Origin of the sequence: Methanobrevibacter sp. (genome assembly GCF_045586545.1) — an archaeon.
GTDB lineage: Archaea > Methanobacteriota > Methanobacteria > Methanobacteriales > Methanobacteriaceae > Methanocatella.
In genome coordinates this window covers 1-17538 of the sequence record NZ_JAZNAN010000123.1, presented here as the reverse complement: position 1 = coordinate 17538, position 17538 = coordinate 1, and the positions used below count along the sequence as shown (strand labels likewise).

General features: G+C 35.8%; 17 protein-coding genes and 5 tRNA genes. 3 read left to right on the top strand and 19 right to left on the bottom strand.

Annotated elements, in window-relative coordinates; genetic code table 11:
• The 9 genes from ACKI3D_RS09265 to ACKI3D_RS09225 all read right to left on the bottom strand — a co-directional run.
• On the bottom strand, positions 1–1576 hold a 1576-nt coding region (locus ACKI3D_RS09265), incomplete at its 3' end, for a DNA-directed RNA polymerase subunit A' (protein WP_407393939.1).
• Positions 1577–1601: 25 nt separating this feature from the next.
• On the bottom strand, positions 1602–3419 hold the full coding sequence (gene rpoB, locus ACKI3D_RS09260; RefSeq protein WP_407393942.1) for a DNA-directed RNA polymerase subunit B: 1818 nt from the start codon (positions 3417–3419) through the stop codon (positions 1602–1604).
• A gap of 477 nt (positions 3420–3896) precedes the next feature.
• Positions 3897–5441, bottom strand: coding sequence for a DNA-directed RNA polymerase subunit B'' (locus ACKI3D_RS09255; RefSeq protein ID WP_407393937.1), 1545 nt, complete (start codon positions 5439–5441; stop codon positions 3897–3899).
• A 232-nt stretch (positions 5442–5673) separates the two neighbouring features.
• The gene (locus tag ACKI3D_RS09250; RefSeq protein WP_407393936.1) at positions 5674–5907 is read right to left on the bottom strand and encodes a DNA-directed RNA polymerase subunit H; all 234 of its coding nucleotides are present in this window, start codon (positions 5905–5907) and stop codon (positions 5674–5676) included.
• Between the two features lie 43 nt (positions 5908–5950).
• Positions 5951–6024 (bottom strand) — tRNA-Lys (locus ACKI3D_RS09245).
• 31 nt (positions 6025–6055) lie between these two features.
• A tRNA-Asp gene (locus ACKI3D_RS09240) sits at positions 6056–6127 on the bottom strand.
• A gap of 120 nt (positions 6128–6247) precedes the next feature.
• A tRNA-Tyr gene (locus ACKI3D_RS09235) sits at positions 6248–6321 on the bottom strand.
• Between the two features lie 5 nt (positions 6322–6326).
• Positions 6327–6401, bottom strand: a tRNA-Pro gene (locus ACKI3D_RS09230).
• A gap of 115 nt (positions 6402–6516) precedes the next feature.
• Positions 6517–6590: transfer RNA gene (locus ACKI3D_RS09225), tRNA-Thr, on the bottom strand.
• A gap of 109 nt (positions 6591–6699) precedes the next feature.
• Between ACKI3D_RS09225 and thiM the strand changes: the two genes are divergently transcribed.
• Together thiM and thiE are read left to right on the top strand one after the other, a co-directional pair.
• Positions 6700–7563 carry a hydroxyethylthiazole kinase gene (gene thiM, locus ACKI3D_RS09220; RefSeq protein WP_407393934.1) on the top strand — a complete coding sequence of 288 codons (864 nt, stop codon included), beginning with the start codon at positions 6700–6702 and terminating at the stop codon, positions 7561–7563.
• Positions 7560–8180: a thiamine phosphate synthase gene (gene thiE / locus ACKI3D_RS09215; protein WP_407393932.1), complete on the top strand. Its 621-nt coding sequence runs from the start codon at positions 7560–7562 to the stop codon at positions 8178–8180. Before thiM ends, thiE begins: the two co-directional genes overlap by 4 nt.
• Positions 8181–8182: 2 nt before the next feature.
• Here the strand turns inward: thiE and ACKI3D_RS09210 are convergent, their stop codons facing one another.
• Genes ACKI3D_RS09210 through ACKI3D_RS09195 form a run of 4 tightly spaced genes read right to left on the bottom strand, consistent with a single transcriptional unit; the run spans position 8183 to position 11802 of the window.
• On the bottom strand, positions 8183–9400 hold the full coding sequence (locus ACKI3D_RS09210) for a phosphoglycerate kinase (RefSeq protein WP_407393930.1): 1218 nt from the start codon (positions 9398–9400) through the stop codon (positions 8183–8185).
• Positions 9401–9409: 9 nt separating this feature from the next.
• Complete coding sequence (gene tpiA / locus ACKI3D_RS09205) at positions 9410–10078, bottom strand: triose-phosphate isomerase (RefSeq protein WP_407393928.1); 669 nt, start codon at positions 10076–10078, stop codon at positions 9410–9412.
• Positions 10079–10126: 48 nt separating this feature from the next.
• Positions 10127–11005 carry a DNA-methyltransferase gene (locus tag ACKI3D_RS09200; RefSeq protein ID WP_407393926.1) on the bottom strand — a complete coding sequence of 293 codons (879 nt, stop codon included), beginning with the start codon at positions 11003–11005 and terminating at the stop codon, positions 10127–10129.
• On the bottom strand, positions 11005–11802 hold the full coding sequence (locus tag ACKI3D_RS09195) for a hypothetical protein (protein ID WP_407393924.1): 798 nt from the start codon (positions 11800–11802) through the stop codon (positions 11005–11007). Before ACKI3D_RS09195 ends, ACKI3D_RS09200 begins: the two co-directional genes overlap by 1 nt.
• Positions 11803–12005: 203 nt before the next feature.
• Between ACKI3D_RS09195 and twy1 the strand changes: the two genes are divergently transcribed.
• Positions 12006–12923 carry a 4-demethylwyosine synthase TYW1 gene (twy1, locus tag ACKI3D_RS09190; protein WP_407393923.1) on the top strand — a complete coding sequence of 306 codons (918 nt, stop codon included), beginning with the start codon at positions 12006–12008 and terminating at the stop codon, positions 12921–12923.
• Here the strand turns inward: twy1 and ACKI3D_RS09185 are convergent.
• Genes ACKI3D_RS09185 through ACKI3D_RS09160 form a run of 6 tightly spaced genes read right to left on the bottom strand, consistent with a single transcriptional unit; the run spans position 12898 to position 17494 of the window.
• Positions 12898–13560 carry a flavodoxin family protein gene (locus ACKI3D_RS09185; protein WP_407393921.1) on the bottom strand — a complete coding sequence of 221 codons (663 nt, stop codon included), beginning with the start codon at positions 13558–13560 and terminating at the stop codon, positions 12898–12900. The two genes, twy1 and ACKI3D_RS09185, sit on opposite strands and share 26 nt — an antisense overlap.
• Position 13561: 1 nt before the next feature.
• Positions 13562–14680: an ADP-forming succinate--CoA ligase subunit beta gene (gene sucC / locus ACKI3D_RS09180; protein WP_407393920.1), complete on the bottom strand. Its 1119-nt coding sequence runs from the start codon at positions 14678–14680 to the stop codon at positions 13562–13564.
• Between the two features lie 8 nt (positions 14681–14688).
• On the bottom strand, positions 14689–15237 hold the full coding sequence (locus tag ACKI3D_RS09175) for a 2-oxoacid:ferredoxin oxidoreductase subunit gamma (protein WP_407393919.1): 549 nt from the start codon (positions 15235–15237) through the stop codon (positions 14689–14691).
• 8 nt (positions 15238–15245) lie between these two features.
• A complete protein-coding gene (locus ACKI3D_RS09170; RefSeq protein WP_407393918.1) occupies positions 15246–16103 on the bottom strand; it encodes a 2-oxoacid:ferredoxin oxidoreductase subunit beta in 858 nt (285 codons plus the stop codon).
• Positions 16104–17225, bottom strand: a complete 1122-nt coding sequence (locus ACKI3D_RS09165; protein WP_407393916.1) for a 2-oxoacid:acceptor oxidoreductase subunit alpha — start codon at positions 17223–17225, stop codon at positions 16104–16106.
• A gap of 8 nt (positions 17226–17233) precedes the next feature.
• Complete coding sequence (locus ACKI3D_RS09160) at positions 17234–17494, bottom strand: ferredoxin family protein (RefSeq protein ID WP_407393940.1); 261 nt, start codon at positions 17492–17494, stop codon at positions 17234–17236.
• Positions 17495–17538 lie beyond the last annotated feature (44 nt).

The window sequence follows — 17538 nt, the reverse complement described above, 5'->3', positions numbered from 1 at the left end:
CACCATCTCTAGTTAAAAGGTATGCTCCAGAAATGTGGTCGTGAATTGCACCGATAATAGGTCCACCAAACCTTGGAGATAAAATGTGTTCTTGTACACGCATCAATGATTTAGCCTCAGCACGAGACTCATCAGTTTGGAATACGTGCATATTCATTTCGTCTCCGTCGAAATCTGCATTGTATGGCGGACATACACATAAGTTTAATCTGAAAGTTTTGTAAGGTAAAACTCTTACTTCGTGTGCCATCATACTCATTCTGTGAAGAGAAGGTTGACGATTGAATAAAACCATGTCTCCATCTTTCAGGTGTCTTTCAATGATGAAACCTGGTTCCAGTTGTTCTAAGATTAACTCTTTAGTTTCTTCACCACGTACCCTGATTTTTCTTCCATCGGTTCTGATTACGTAGTTGGCACCAGGGTGAACTTCAGGACCATTTTTAACATATTGCTTCATTTCTTCAATGTTCCATTCATTCACATAAACAGGCACGGTTACCTCCTTAGCAATCATTTCAGGAACTCCGACCTCATTAATACTGATGTTAGGGTCTGGAGAGATTACAGTACGAGCGGAGAAGTTAACCCTTTTACCGGAAAGGTTGGATCTGAATCTTCCTTCTTTTCCTTTTAACCTTTGGGTTAATGTCTTGAGCGGTCTTCCGGACCTGTGTCTTGCAGGTGGAACACCACTAGCTTCGTTATCAAAGTAAGTTGTAACGTGATATTGTAATAGTTCCCATAAGTCTTCAACGATTAATTGAGGAGCACCAGCTTCCATATTCTCAAGTAATCTTTGATTAATTCTTAAAATATCTACAAGTTTGTGAGTCAAGTCATCCTCTGATCTCTCACCGGTATCCAATGTAATGGATGGTCTTACAGTTACAGGAGGGACAGGTAATACTGTTAAAACTAACCATTCAGGCCTTGCAACTTCAGGATTAACTCCTAAAACAAATGAATCTTCATCAGTGATTCTTTCAAGTCTTTCTCTTACTTCAGAAGCGGTTAATTTATAATCCCCTTGACGAATAGTTACAGGCTTGTCTAAACTGATAGCTTCCTGAGGCGCACCACAATGAGGGCAACAATATTTCATGTCGATTTCCTCATCAGGGTCTTCAGGCAATGCTTTCAATTCCCTTTTAGCAACTTTATAAACTTCCTTTAAAATTGCATTGAGACTTTCCTTATTGTCCATTGCTTCGCGGATTCTATCAGTGAAATCCTCAATTTGATCATCATTTAAAAGAACACGACCACATTCATTACATGTAGAACGTAAAATCTTGTGAATAACATCACCAAAACCTATGTGAATAACTGGTCTTGCGAGTTCGATACTACCGAAGTGTCCTTGACAGTCCCCGCCTCTAAAACCACAAGTTCTACAAACTAAACTAGGGTCAATAACTCCTAAACGAGGATCCATTAAACCTTTTTCAATAGGGAAACCATCATCCTCGTAAGTATCTGGAGTTTCAACAGTCACAACAGACATTGCACGAATATCCTCAGGAGACATTAGTCCAAAGTTTATTTGCTCAATTTTTTTAATAAATCCTTTCAATGTATTGGCTCCTTCATAACTGTAATTATGCTTTGTCTCCTAAAACTAATTTAGGGAAAATACATAAACTCTTAAGTTCATCTAATAATAATTTGAATGCATATGATATTTCTACCGGATAAGTTTCTACATCTCCACAGATTGGACAGTATTTCTTATTTTTATGTTTATCATATACAGCTAACATACCACAATTTTCACAAACAATTGCTTCATACTTGTCAGACTCATCAAGAAGTCTTTCTTTTAAGGTTAAAGCTGCACCGTGTGCAATGAGACAATCTCTTTCCATTTCTCCAAACCTTAAACCACCTTCACGTGCTCTACCTTCAGTAGGCTGACGAGTAAGCACTTGTACAGGACCTCTTGAACGAGCATAAACTTTATCAGTTGTCATGTGGTGTAATTTTTGATAATAAGCAACACCAATGAAAATTTCTGCATCGAGTCTTTCACCAGTTACACCGCTGTATAAAGATTCACATCCTGCAGATTCAAATCCATTGTTAATCAATTCTTCTTTGATTTCATCTTCAAGTGTCTGGTTGAATGGAGTTGCATCAATACGTTTACCTTCTAGACAACCTGCCTTACCGGCAACCATCTCAAGCACTTGACCGATAGACATCCTGGATGGAATCGCGTGAGGATTGACTATCAAATCAGGCACAACACCAAATTCTGTAAATGGAATATCTTCAGGAGATAAAATTAAACCGACAACCCCTTTCTGACCGTGTCTTGATGCGAATTTATCACCAAATTCAGGTTGTCTTGTATCTCTTACTCTGATTTTAGCTAATCTTGAACCTTCAACGGTTTCTGATAAAAGAACTGCATCAACAATACCTTTTTCACCATGTCTTACAGTAACAGAAGTTTCTCTTCTTCTGTCGGCAACAGTTCCGAAGTCTTCTTCTAGGAATCTTGGCGGTGAAGTTTTACCAATCAATACATCCCCAGACTCTACAACAGATTCTGGGTTTACAACACCATCATCATCCAAGTTTCTGTAAGCTTCTTCGGATCTGTAACCTTTAATGTTCTTGTCAGGCACTTCAAATCTGTCTACTTGACCACCAGCATACCTTTTCTCAGAGGTATCGTAAGCTCTGAAGAAAGATGATCTTGCTAATCCTCTTTCTAAAGCCCCTTTGTTAATAACCATTGCGTCTTCCATGTTATATCCTTCATAGGACATTAAAGCCACAACAAAGTTTTGACCGGATGGTCTTAAATCATAATTGGTTGAATCGATAATACGTGTTTTAACAATAGGGGTTTGAGGGTGGTGCAACAAGTGAGCCCTTGTATCGGTACGTAATGCGTAATTGGAAACATATAAACCTAAAGCCTGTTTTGTCATACCCGCTTCCATTGTGTTCCTTGGAGAGGAGTTGTGGTCAGAGAATGGAATAATTCCTGCGCAGATACCAAGCATTGTAGCAGGGTCGATTTCTAAGTGAGTGTGGTCTTCATTGATTTCTGCTAAAGACATTGCAATGTATGAGTTTTCTTCTTCTTCAGCATCCAAATATTCAATAAGGCCATTATTGATTAAATCATCCCATCTTAATTTGCCGTTAGCTACTTTGTTTAAATGTTCTTCTTTTAAAAGAGGTTCTCCTTCTTTTACAATAATCAAAGGTCTTCTTGCCCTACCAGGGTCATTAAAAATGTAAATTTCATTATTATCTTCATAATAAGTAATATTCATTTCATGAGATACTTCGCCGTTTCTTCTTTTTTCTCTCATTTCTTGAGTGAAGTTAACCGGATCAGCACAGTATCCTTTAAGTTCCCCATTAAGATAAATTTTAGTGTGGTCTTTAGGATAATCTATGTGGCGTGATTGTGGAGCAGGAGCTTCTTGTTCAACAACATCAAGGCCGTCTTCATCATCAATAACATCAAGGTCTTCCTCTTCAACCGCTTCAAGGTCACCTTCATCATCAACGACATCGATTTCATCAGAAACATCATCGCCAGCTACTTCAAGGTCACCTTCATCATCTTCAACTAATTCATCTAAATTGATTTCAGGGAAGTCATCTGTATAGGAATCCCAACTTGGTCTAGGTTCATCTTTAGTGAAACTTTGATATATCTCATCTTTATCATCAAAAGAGTCTGTATATTCAATAATTCTTGTTTCAAAATCATTGACTTTTTTAATTAACTCTTCATTATCACCAGCAGCTTCCTTTAATACATTAATATTAGATTCAACATCTTCAAAAGGAACTACTTCATCAACATTAAAATAATGATAAGCTCTTTTTATTTTTGCATTAATCTTTTTAGCCAACCTTTCACCTCCTTAAATCAACTCAACATCCATTTGTTCAATTACATCAATAATCTCTTGTTCATCAGAACCTTCAGAAATATTACACAATAAAGCTAAGTTCTTTACCAAACCACAGTTAGGTCCCTCAGGGGTTTCGTTTGGACATATTTTACCAAATTGAGTTGGGTGCAAATCTCTTGCTTCAAAGTGAGGTTGACTTCTAGTCAATGGAGATACAACACGTCTTAAGTGAGAAAGAGTTCCCATGTAACTAGTCCTATCTAATAATTGGCTTACACCAGCTCTTCCACCAACCCAGTTACCTGTTGCAATAGCATGTTTAATGTTTTCGGTTAAAACATCACTACGAACAGCTTGTTTAATGGAAAGTTCTTTACCACGAGAAAGACTTCTTTCAAGTTGATAGCTCATATCTCTAGTTAAATTAGTGAAAGCTACTCTGAACAAATCTTCCATTAAATCTCCAGAAACTCTGAGTCTTTTATTTGTATAGTGGTCCTTATCGTGAGGTTCTCTTTTACCTTCAATAACCTCTAATAACATTTCAGTCATTTCAGCTAAGTAAATAGCTTTATCATAACATCTGTCTTCATCAGTACCCATGTGTGGTAATAAATAACGGTTAACGACATCATGAGCACGTTTAATACGATAATCTTTAGGCATGTTTTTAGCTACCCTATTACCAATGTATTTAATAGCAGCTAATTGCATGTATTCCCTTCTTTCGTCAAAGGTCATTCCATCCATTTCTTTTTGGTCTAATTTTAATGATTCAGATGAAACCTGTAAATCGTCTGCAATCATCATTTGGAAGTTATTGTCGTCTGAAATTGCAGTAATGATTTCTTCATCTGTACATAAACCAAGAGCTCTTAATAAAATAACTAATGGAATTTCTCCTGGAAGGTAAGGGAAAGAAATTCTTAAAAATACACCATTTTTACGTGGTTTTTTATATTCTAATGTGATTCTAGCTCTGAAACCACTTTTAATTGAAGTAACAACTGCTTTAGCATGTCTATCTTCAATATTATCAATACGCTCAAGAATAATTTTGTTTGGAGCAATTTCTTCCATAGTAACAACAGCTCTTTCAGAACCGTTTACAATGAAATAACCTCCTAAATCTTGAGGATCTTCATGTTTTTCAATTAATTCCTTAGGACTTAAACCATTGAGGTGGCATATGTCGGATTTGAGCATTACCGGTAATTCACCAATATATACTTCTTCTAAAGGATTATCTTCTCCTTCTTCATTTAATGCCATTTCAAGGTACATGTCCGCAGAATAATTTAAGTTTCTAAGTCTAGCTTCAGTTGGATCAATTTCACTACTAGAACCATCTGCTTCTTTGTTTGATGGTTTTTCAATACGGACTTTACCAGTCTTTAAAGTGTATTTACCATCATCTAAAGTAATAGGTTCAGTAATATCAATGATATTTTGAATCCTATTATTTACAAAATCATTGTATGATTTAATATGGTGATCCACTAAATCATATTTATCAAAAAATGCATCAACTAATTTCCAGTTATTCTCTGTCATGGACATCCTCCAATTACGTACGCAATAAAAATAACAATAAATAATAAAATAGGATAAAACCTAATAACTAATTCATTTAATCATTATTCTTAATTTACTCCTAACTATCTCCTTTAAGATAATTCCTCTCAAACTAAGTTCAAATTTATTATAATGAATTTCTAAAAAACAAAAAAACACAGAAATTATATAATTAAATTTCACTACTCTAAATTTATATTAACTTGGATATTTAATCTTCTACAATTCTATAAGTCACAAAAACACCCGCAGTTTGACTTTCACGAGTGATTCTTAAAACATTACCTGGCTCAGCACCTATTGCTTTGACAACAGGATCATTAGCCCTTATCTTAGGAAGATCTTTAATTTCATAATCAACATTACTAAATTCATCTGAAATTTCTTCATCAGTCATGATTTCATGCTTTGGTACAAGCATATGGTCTTGAATATCAATTTTCAAATTTTTTCCTCCAAATAGAAAAGTTAAAATATAAAATTAGAAACAGGCCTGACGGGAATTGAACCCGCGGCCGCTTGGTTAAAAGCCAAGCGCTCTGCCAGACTGAGCTACAGGCCTATGAGACATATAATATTTAAGTAATTTGAAGCGCCCTGGCCGGGATTTGAACCCGAGTCGCGGGCTCGACAGGCCCACATGATAGCCCCTACACCACCAGGGCAAGGAACACTTAAACAAATATACACTATCAAATACTTTAATTATAATCATATATAAATGTTTCGGAAAATCATATCATTTCCAAAAAATTTCTATAAGTTTCAAATAAATAAATTCGAAATCCCGCCTGCCGGACTTGAACCAGCAACATTTGGATCTACAGTCCAACGCTCTGCCAAATTGAGCTAAGGCGGGATAGATGGGTCCGCCCGGATTTGAACCGGAGTCTCAGGCTCCCAAAGCCCAAAGGATCGACCAAGCTACCCTACGGACCCACACACAAAAATGCATGTAGATAACATACTAATAATAATATTTATCATGTAGTATATAAATCTTATGGTATTTTTAAAAAATCATGAAAAAAACATGAAATTATAATAATATTAAAGCCCCGGACGGGAATTGAACCCGCGACCACGAGATTACAAGTCTCGCGCTCTACCAGACTGAGCCACCGAGGCAATATTGTAGAACAATATAAAATATATTATGTATCATTTAAATACTTTACTATAAAAAGTGAAATTTTAAAAATAATTATAAATATCATAAAATTTATAATTAATAATCATGACAAATAAAGAAGAATTATTGAAAAACATTGATCAAACTTTAAAAAATATAAGAGAAAAAAATGCATTGACACATTGCATTACAAATTCTGTAACAATCAACGACTGTGCAAATGCCGTTCTTGCAATTGGCGGGTCACCATTTATGGCAGAAGATGCTGAAGAATTAGAAGAAGTCGTTGCAATTGCTGATGTTTTAGTAATAAATATTGGAAAATTAAGCAAATTTCAAATTAAATCAATGAAAATAAGCTCCAAAAAAGCAAATGAAACTAACACTCCAATTATTTTAGACCCCGTAGGAGTTGGAGTAACAGAACTTAGAAACCAAACCACACTAGATTTAATTGAAAATTATGACATAACTGCAATACGAGGCAATATTAGTGAAATAAAAGCTATTGCAAAACTTGTTGGCGTTTTAGATGAAAGTAACACTGCAAAAGGTGTTGATGTTAATGTTGATGATATCATCACCGAAAACAACTTAAAAGCAAATGGAGATTTAATTAAAGAACTTGCATCTAAATTGGATACAGTAATATTGGCCAGTGGCCCTATTGACATTTTAACTGATGGAAAAACCACAATTGCAATCGACAACGGCGACGATATGATGCCTCTGATAACAGGTAGCGGATGCATGTTATCCTCTATTGTCGGAAGTTGCATTGGAGGTTCAACACCGCTGGAAGGAAGTCTTGTAGCAATTTTGGCAATGAACATCGCAGGTGAAAAAGCAAGAGCAAAAGTTGATGAGAAAGATGAAGGAACCGGATCATTTAGAACATATTTAATAGATTATCTTTACAAAACTAATGCTGAAAGTTTAATGAATGAATCAAATATCAGGATACTATGAAAAATATAGATTTATCACTTTACCTCGTCACTGATAAAAGTGATGATGTGGAAAAATTCTTAAATACAATTGAAGAAGCAATTAAAGGCGGAGTAACAGTTGTTCAAATTAGGGAAAAAACAGCTGAAACACTGGATTTTTATAATTTAGCCCTAAAAGTTAAAGAGATAACAACAAAATATAATGTGCCTTTAATCATTAACGATAGAGTGGATGTTGCACTGGCGATTGATGCTGATGGCGTTCACGTTGGCCAATCAGATATACCCTGTGACGTTACAAGAAGATTGATTGGTGAAGACAAAATTTTAGGAGTCTCCGCAGCGACTATTGAAGAAGCTCAAAAGGCTCAAAAGGATGGTGCGGATTATATTGGAGCTGGAGCAGTATTTCCAACAGCGACCAAAGATGATGCGCCAAAAATAACAAAAAAAGATTTAAAAGAAGTTGTGGATTCGATTGACATTCCTGTTGTGGCAATTGGAGGCATCAATCATGACAATGCTTCCGAATTGATTGATACAGGAATTGCAGGATTATCTGTAGTAAGTGCAATTATGAGTTCAGATGATCCTAAAAAATCATCTGAAGAGCTATTAAAAATATTTAATAGCTAATTTTATTTTTTACTATTCTTTAAAGCTTCTACCGCAGCCAATTTTTTACCGGCAAGCATGCTAATGCAAGCTCCACCACCACTGCTTAAGTGGCTCATTTGGTCTTCCAAACCAAGACCGGCAGTAGCGGCTGCAATGTGTCCTCCACCAATTAATGTGAAACCTTCAGAGGTTGCCATAGCATTAATTAAGTCTTCAGTACCCATTGAAAATTTAGGATCTTCAAATACACCTGCAGGACCATTAGCAAATATGTATTTGGCGTCTCTTATTTCTTTTGCATAAAAATCAATTGTTTTTACACCAATGTCAAAAATAGCTTCATTTGGAATTTCTCCAACATCAACATCGACTCTTTCCCCATCGATTTCACAAGCTGCATCGATAGGATATTTAACTTTATCGCCAAATCTTTCGATTAATTCTTTTGATCTTTCAACCATGTCTTCATAGCCTTTACTTACGATAAAATCACGGTTAACTTGACCAATATCTGCACCAGATGCCCATAAAACAATGTTTCCAACAATACCTGTTGTTAAAATTGAATCGGCAGTTCCATTACTTAAAACATTTTCCATAACTTCAATAGAATCTTCTGGTTTCATTCCACCAAGCAAGAATACACATGGATGTTCCACATTATCTAAGGCATCCTGAATTACTGTTAATTCCTTTTCCATTACTCTGCCTGCAGCAGAAGGAGTGTTAACTGTAAAACCAACTAATGATGCTTGAGAACGATGTGCCGCTGCAAATGCATCATTTACAAAGTAATCGATTAATGGGGACAAATTTTTTACAAGCAATGTTTTTGATTGTTCTTCTGGAGACCTCTTAAGAGATTCTTCCGAAAAGAAACGTGCATTCTCAAGCAATAAAATATCATGATTTTCAAGATTTTCAATAGCTTTTATTGCAGCGCTTGAAAATAAAGAATCCACATATTTTACTCTTAAATTTAAAAGATCGGACAATGCATCAGCATGTTGGGACAATGTTGTGAAATCGTTTTTTCCTGGACGACTCTGATGAGCAAGAAGAACAACTTTTGCTCCTTTTGTGGATAATTCTTTAATGGTTTGAGCATGCAATTTTAATCTGGTATCATCTAAAATAATTCCTGTTCCCGGGTCTACTGGAGAGTTAATGTCAACCCTTACAAGCACAGTTTTGCCTTCAACATCGAAATCATCAATTGTATTAAAATCTTTAGCCATTTTCTCACTCTATAATTTACTTACCAAGTCCAGTAAGGCTTCTTTTGGACTTTCAGCCTTAATAATTCCAGATGCAAGCAATACTCCATCTGCACCCAAATCCATAGCTGCTTTCATATCATCACCAGTTGTGATTCCGGCACCACATAAAACCTTAACTTTTTTGTTAATGGCCTTAACACCTTTGACTGAATCTTCAACGACTTCAGGCTGTGCCTGGGAAACTGGAATTCCAGTACCAATGAGTTCCGGCGGTTCCACAGCAACAGCAACAGGGTCAAGTGCAGCAACCGCTTTTGAAGTTTCAATATTGTTGGTACATACACATGATTCGATGTTATTGGCTTTGCATTGTTTTATGACTTCATCAATATCTGCAAGTTTCATCCTTTGCTCGGAATGGTTAATTAAAGAACCGCTAATTCCTGCTTCAATTAATGTATCAATTAAATTAGAGCCGGTATGTCCTCCAGGAGCAATTGGGTCAATGTGTTGAGCAAAAATAGGAAGTGAAGTTTCTTCACTTATTCTGTAAATGTCTGCTGCTTGAGGAGCTGCAACCATTGTAATTCCAGATTCGCTAGCAGCACTTTCCAAGTCATGTGCAAGTTCCAAAGCCTTTATTCCACTAGATTCCAAGTATGTCTTATAGTTTAATATCACAATTGGTGTGTCCATAATAATCCCCAAAATAACTTCTATATTATTACTATTTGGTAAACATTATTAAATAAATTTTTGATTAGAAATCCTTTTCTTGGCTAATTCGATGTACTCCTCTTTATTATCATAGGCAATGTAATATCTATTATTTTTAATTGCAGCAAGACATGTTGTTCCACTGCCGCAAAATGGGTCCAAAACTACATCCCCTTCATAAGAGTACATGTTGATTAGCCTATGAGGAAGTTCGACTGGAAACGGCGCTGGATGACCTACCTTTTTGGCATTTACGGCAGGAAATGTCCATATGCTTTTTGTCCAATCGATGAAATCATCATGTTCAATTGTGTCCTTTTTCGCCTGAGCCTTATTTTTGGAGTAGGATTCCTTGGAAAAAACCAGAATATATTCATGATAATCCCTTAAAACCGGATTGGATGCTGACATCCAACTTCCCCAGGCACAGGATCCCCCTCCACTAGCTGATTTATCCCAAATAATTTCACCACGCATTAAAAAACCAATGCCCAACATTATCTCGGTTATAATCATGTGAAGTGGAATATATGGTTTTCTTCCTATATTAGCTATGTTAACGCAGGCCCTACCTCCAGTGACTAATTTATTATAGGTTTGGCTAAAAACGGAAGTTAACAAATCGGCATACTCCTCCAGCGTTAAGTCTTCATCATATTCCTTTCCCACATTATAAGGCGGAGATGTTATCATCAAGTGAATACTGCTGTCTGGAATCTCATCCATGTTTTCACTTGATTTGCAGTATAATCTATTCAAATCCTTTTCTTCAATTTTATTTTCCCTAAATTCGATATTTCTAGGAATTTCAAAATCCTGGAATAATTTTGAACTGTAAAACTTCTTTGAACTATGGGATTCACGAACGACCGAACCAAACGAAGCAGTTTTAGTTTTTCTAACCATTATGACCTCTTCAAAAGATTTAAAAATTTTAATCCTTTATCTTCATAGGAATCTTCCTCATTAGCTATTTCAATGTATTTTCCTAACTGATTTATATCCTCCATTCCTGAGAAAAAATTCAAATCATGGTTGAACAGATTATCAAGATGGGACTTGAACTCATCAGTATTGTCAAACCTATGAAATCCCCCTTTTGGAGTGGTTTTTCTAGTATTTCCATGATTTAGCGGAAATGGATTTAAAGACCAGAATCCTTGAATAATACCTGCACTTTTTAAATAATCTGCCTTTTTACAGAAACCATTAGATAAAGGCGCATTTCCTAAAACAATCAATGGTATTTTTGATGAATTCAAATTTGAAACTCTAATATCAATACATTTACCAATAGCTTTGAGAATAGAGTCTGAACGTGTGAAACTCGGCTTTCCCTGATGGGTTCTAAAATCTCCAATTTCAGTGATTTCACCGGAATCCTCATCATACTGCCAATTCCACACAATAGACATTTTTACTTCAAATATTACTTTTACTTCACTTGCCTTTAAAATTTTTTTATCTTCTGTTGCAATTACCACATCAGCCGGGGAACTTGAAGTGATTCCAAGTGAAGGGATTCTGGCTTGCTTTACAACGAAAAGTTCGTCATCATCAATCAAAGCATTAACCAAATTACAAACCCAATCTTCAGTGAAATTTCCAATCAGGGAATTTCGGGACTGCAATGTTGATTTTTTACCACGATATCCCTTCGGCCAATATGCCACATATCTGCCATCCTTTGTCTTATAAAACAACTGCGATGGAAATGCAACTTTCTGCGATTTTATAAAAAATAATTTTTCTATATTTTTGTTCCATAATCTCATAAGATAATCTATAATTATTAAACATATAAATAGTTTTAATGAATAAAATATAATATTGTTCAATACATATTGAATTGCTTTTGACTTGTAAAAATGTATATACTATCACGACTAAAAATAAGTTTGATTTTATGTCATTTAATGAAAGCCAAATTGAAAAATTAGAAAAAAGCGGATATAGATTTGTCGGCACACATGGCCATGCCGCCGTTAAGACATGCCATTGGACTCGTCAAAGCATAGTCGATAAGGGAGTATGCTATAAAGAAAAGTTTTATGGAATTGAATCCCACAGATGCCTTCAGATGTCTCCTGCAGTTCCGAACTGCCAGCAGGAATGTGAATTCTGCTGGAGAGATTTGACCTATACACAGACAAAATGGGAAGATGAAGAGTACGATGACCCAAAAACAATAGTCGATGAAGCTATAAAAGCACAAAATAATTTATTATGCGGTTATTATGGAAATGACAAGGCAAACAAGAAAAAGCTCGAGGAATTGAAAAGCCCGAACAATGCAGCAATTTCGCTTGCTGGAGAACCCACACTCTATCCTAAAATCGACGAGCTGATAGGCGAGTTCAACAGCCGTGACTTTACAACATTTGTAGTAAGCAATGGCCAATGTGTTGAACGATTGAGAAATCTGGAAAACGATCCTTACCAACTATACCTTTCCTTGGATGCACCTTGCGAGAAAATATTTAATCAAGTGTGCAGGCCAAGAATAAATGATGCCTGGAGCAATTTAAACGAATCACTTGAAACACTTGCCAGTTTTAACTCCCGTACATGTATAAGAAATACCTGTGTTCGTGGAAGAAACATGGAACAGCCTGAGGAATATGCAAAATTAATAAGAAAAGCAGACCCTGACTTCGTAGAAGTCAAAGCATATATGTGTGTTGGCTCATCACGTGAAAGATTAACACTGGATAATATGCCGTTATTTGATGAGGTTAAAAGTTTTGCAAAAAAAATAGGTGATGAGTGTGGAAAAGAAATAGTAAATGAATCTGAAATCAGTCGTGTTGTTCTGCTTGAATAGCTATTTTTTTACCAATTTCAAATGCAGATTCTAAATCTTTAGGGAATCTGTTTTTGCGAATTTCCCTTCTTTCCTTTTCATCGAAAGCATCTGAAACATATTTTGAATAGTCCTTAAATTGGTAAGTTTCATAAACATATAAATGTTCGGGTTTGGTAAATACCATACTTAAACCCATTTCAAAGTGGTTGTGAAGGTCATGATATCCAATTTGATGTGAAACTTCTTCAGATGCATTCATAGTGTAAATATAAGCTAATGGCATTTTTTTATGGTCAACAGTTTCTGTTTTACTGTAAGCGAGAGATGGAAACATGAATCGCTCTAGAAAGCATCTCATATTTCCAGTTACATCACTGAAATAGATTGGTGAGCCCAATATAATACCGTCAGCTTCAGCAATTTCTTCAAGAATAGGTTTTAAATCATCTTTTTGAACGCATTTGCCATAATGTTTCCCATCTTTAATTTTACATACGAAACAGCTCTTGCAACCATGAAACGGAAAATCATATAGATTAATCCTTCTAACTTCCGCATCGGGATAAACATCTCTAACCCCATCCAAGGCTTTATCCAAGAGTTGTGCGGTATTGCAATTTGGTCTTGGAGAACCATTAATAGCAAAAAATTTCATTCTAGTTACCTTCTGCTTTTAGCTCTTCGCAAAGCTCAACAGCCTTTTTAGCGGCCTTTTCCATTGAAGTTTCATATGGAATTCCTGCTTCTTCTAAAAGCCTTTGACCTTCTTTTTCATTGGTACCTGTCAATCTGATAACAATGTGTACTTTACGGTCAGCCTGTTCTAATGCTTTGATTACTCCACGGGCAACATCATCCGCTTTGGTAATTCCACCTAAAACATTCAAGAACACTACTTTAACAGGATCATAGTTTAAAACAATGCTTAAAGCCTGATTAATGATCTGTTCGGAAGCTCCACCACCAATATCTAAAAATGTTGCAGGCTCTCCTCCATTGAGTTTAATCATGTCCATTGCAGTTAAAGTTAAACCTGCACCGTTACCGATTACAGCAATATCCCCATCCAATTGGACAAAATCAACAGCTTTTTTCTTATAATTCATTCTTTCAACTAAATCTTGATGTCTGTACAATGAATCATTTTCAACAACCAATTTGGCATCAGCAGCAATTAATCCGTCTGGTGTTAAAACCAATGGGTTAATTTCGGCAGTATCTGCATCATATTTATCAAATACATGGTACAACTTCCAAATGATATCTCCCATAGGTGAAATCAGCTCAGATGGAACTTCCATTTTACGAGCAACTTCACGTGCTTCATATGGCAAGAATTCAAGCAAAGGATTTGGGTAATACTTAATAATTTTTTCAGGGTTTGTTTTTGCCAAGTTTTCAATTTCGACCCCACCTTCTTTACTTGCAAGAATTACAGGTCTTCTAGCACCCCTATCTACAGATACAGTTACGAAGAATTCATTTAAAATCTCAGCTTTTTCTTCAATTAATAAATGGTTTACCTTTTCACCTTTAATTTCCATTCCCAAAATTTCACTAGCAACTTTTAATGCTTCACCAGGGTTGTCTGCAAATTTTACACCACCTGCTTTACCTCTGCCTCCGGTTAAAACTTGTGCCTTAACAACAACAGGAACATTCATTTCTGAAGAAATAGCCATAGCCTCTTCAGGATAATTTGCAACATGCCCTTCTAAAATTGGAATGCCTTCTTTATGAAAAATTTGTTTTGCTACACTTTCAAAAAATCTCATTCTAACACCTATTCTGCTAAAGCATATCCCGCTTCAAAAGCAGCAATATTTTTCTCTTCGGTTCCTTTAGGAACGCTAGCCTCAATAGCTTTCATTGCTGCCTCTTTAGATATAACTTCAGTAATTTTTGTAATAGCTCCAACCATAACAATATTTGCTACAATTTTAAGACCAATTTCATCTGTAGCAGTCTTTGTTGCTGGAGCTTCATAAACCTTAATGTTATGCTCATCAATAAATTCTCTTACATCTTCCACATCAGTTGTGCCCGGATCAACAATCAAAGTTCCATTATCCTTCAAATCCACAATATACTTAATCAAAGCCTCATTAGACATTGCAACTAAAATATCCGGATTTTGAACTTTCGGATAATCAACTTTAGTGTCACTGATGACAACTTCACATTTTGAAGCTCCTCCACGAGCCTCTGGACCATAAGATTGAGTTTGAACTGCTTCTTTACCGTCAAAAAGACTTGCAGATTTACCTAAAATAATACCTGCAAGAATTATTCCTTGACCTCCGAATCCACAAATTCTAATTTCAGTTCTCATATTTCCACCTATAACTCTGTTTCAAATGCAGAATTGATAAGAGTTTTCTTACCGAATTTTTCTACACTTATTTTATCAATGTTTTTAGTAAATTCATCCTTTTGAGTGTTTGCAAACTCTCCAACAACAATTTTACCTTCCAATTCTTTTGGCCTCATTCTATCCGCAGCAGATTTGAATACTGTATTCGCTTTCATGACTGCTGCCATTGCAGTAGGAGTTTTAAGTTTGTTTTTACGACCAAAATAAGTCGGACATTGAGTTGCAACTTCAATAAATGAAAATCCATCATTTTTCAATCCGTCTTTAATAGACAATACCAAGTTTTCCATCTGAACAGTAGTCCATCTTGCAGAATAGGTTGCACCTGCTGCTGCAACAAGCTCTGCCAAATTAAACGGTGCATCTAGATTACCATATGGTGCTGTTGTTCCGAAACTGCCTTTAGGAGATGTAGGGCTTATTTGACCACCAGTCATTCCGTAAATATTATTATTGATACAAATTACAGTTAGATTAATGTTTCTTCTAGCTGCGTGAATTAAATGATTGCCTCCAATGGAAGCGGCATCACCATCACCAGTGAAAACAACAACGTCCAAGTCTTTATTAGCTGTTTTCAATCCAGTTGCAAAACTCAATGCTCTTCCATGAGTAGTGTGCAGGGAATCGCATTTCAAATAACCCGGAATTCTTGAAGAACAACCAATTCCAGAAACCATTGCAATATTGTCAAAATCCATTTCCGCCTTTTCCATAGCTGCCAAAAATGCATTTATAATTGCACCATTTCCACAGCCCGGGCAGAAAATATGAGGTAATCTATCTTCTCTCATGTATGGAAGAAATCTGTTTTGTTTAGTCATTTAGTTACCTCCCATTTCATCAATTTTTTCTAATATCTCATCAGGGGTTGGCAATAATCCTCCAATGACACCCAACAAATGAACATTCTTATCTTTGACGACACGGTCAACTTCATAATACATTTGACCTAAATTCATTTCAACAACCAAAATATCTTTTGCATTTGCTGTCAGTTCTTTAATTTGTTCTACTGGGAACGGCCATGGAGTATCTATTTTAACATAGCCTACCTTTTTATCAGTCTTATTGACCGCTTCAACAACAGACCTGACCGGCGCTCCATATGAAACTATTACAATATCTGCATCTTCACAGTTTTCACTTCTTACAGAGCAAATCTTATCCCTATTATTTAAGACTTTATCACAAATTCTTTGAATTAATTTATGATGAGTTTCAGGAGTATTTGTATCAGGATAACCCCTTTCATCGTGAGTAAGTCCGGTTACATGAATATTAAATCCGTCACCAAATGCCGGCATTGGAGTTGTTCCATTTTCAATATTTTCAAACGGTAGATACTCGTCAGTTTTTTCAGGCCTTTTACGAGCAACAATTTCAATATTATCTTCATCAACAACGATTTTTTCTCTCATGTGCCCTATAACTTCATCAGCCATAACAAATACAGGACATCTGTACTCTTCTGCTAAATTGAATGCCTTAATAGTGAAATCAAAGAATTCCTGAACACTAGATGGAGACAATGCAATAGGCTCATAGTCCCCGTGTGATCCCCAACGTGCCTGCATCATATCTGATTGTGAAGCCATGGTTGGCTGAGCAGTTGAAGGAGAACCTCTTTGAACATCGACAATAACGATTGGAGTTTCGCTCATGAATGCATAACCGATATTTTCCTGCATTAATGAAATACCTGGACCTGATGTTGCTGTCATTGACTTAGCTCCTCCCCATGAACCACCAATAATAGCACCAGCAGAAGCAATTTCATCTTCCATTTGAACAAATGAACCTCCAACTTTTGGTAACTCACGAGCTAAAGTTTCTGCAACTTCAGTAGATGGAGTAATTGGATAACCTGCAAAGAATCTACAACCTGCAGCTATTGCTCCTTTAGCACATGCTTCATTTCCTTGAATAAAAAATTCTTCAGCCATTTTTACACCTACTTTTTCCAATTTGTGAATTTAGGATTGAAGTTAGTATCTTCTTCCATCCACCAGTTTTCAGGTAAATCAACAGTTATTGCTTGATCTGGACATGCAACTTCACAAGTACCGCATTTAGTACATCTTTCTTCAAACTTAACATAAGGCAATTGTACTCCTTTTTTGTTAATTTCGGAAGTTATTGCATATACATTCTTATAACACATGAATAAGCAAAGATGACATCCTTTACATAAATTTTCATCAATAATAATCAATTTCAAATCTCCTAAATTATTTGTAATAAATAAATATAGAATAT

What these genes read in the sequence shown, in the direction of transcription:
- ACKI3D_RS09255 (WP_407393937.1), bottom strand. Translation starts at nt 5,441, where the DNA reads ATGACAGAGAATAACTGGAAATTAGTTGATGCATTTTTTGATAAATAT.
- thiM (WP_407393934.1), top strand. Translation starts at nt 6,700, where the DNA reads ATGACAAATAAAGAAGAATTATTGAAAAACATTGATCAAACTTTAAAA.
- thiE (WP_407393932.1), top strand. Translation starts at nt 7,560, where the DNA reads ATGAAAAATATAGATTTATCACTTTACCTCGTCACTGATAAAAGTGAT.
- ACKI3D_RS09210 (WP_407393930.1), bottom strand. Translation starts at nt 9,400, where the DNA reads ATGGCTAAAGATTTTAATACAATTGATGATTTCGATGTTGAAGGCAAA.
- tpiA (WP_407393928.1), bottom strand. Translation starts at nt 10,078, where the DNA reads ATGGACACACCAATTGTGATATTAAACTATAAGACATACTTGGAATCT.
- ACKI3D_RS09200 (WP_407393926.1), bottom strand. Translation starts at nt 11,005, where the DNA reads ATGGTTAGAAAAACTAAAACTGCTTCGTTTGGTTCGGTCGTTCGTGAA.
- twy1 (WP_407393923.1), top strand. Translation starts at nt 12,006, where the DNA reads ATGTCATTTAATGAAAGCCAAATTGAAAAATTAGAAAAAAGCGGATAT.
- ACKI3D_RS09185 (WP_407393921.1), bottom strand. Translation starts at nt 13,560, where the DNA reads ATGAAATTTTTTGCTATTAATGGTTCTCCAAGACCAAATTGCAATACC.
- sucC (WP_407393920.1), bottom strand. Translation starts at nt 14,680, where the DNA reads ATGAGATTTTTTGAAAGTGTAGCAAAACAAATTTTTCATAAAGAAGGC.
- ACKI3D_RS09175 (WP_407393919.1), bottom strand. Translation starts at nt 15,237, where the DNA reads ATGAGAACTGAAATTAGAATTTGTGGATTCGGAGGTCAAGGAATAATT.
- ACKI3D_RS09170 (WP_407393918.1), bottom strand. Translation starts at nt 16,103, where the DNA reads ATGACTAAACAAAACAGATTTCTTCCATACATGAGAGAAGATAGATTA.
- ACKI3D_RS09165 (WP_407393916.1), bottom strand. Translation starts at nt 17,225, where the DNA reads ATGGCTGAAGAATTTTTTATTCAAGGAAATGAAGCATGTGCTAAAGGA.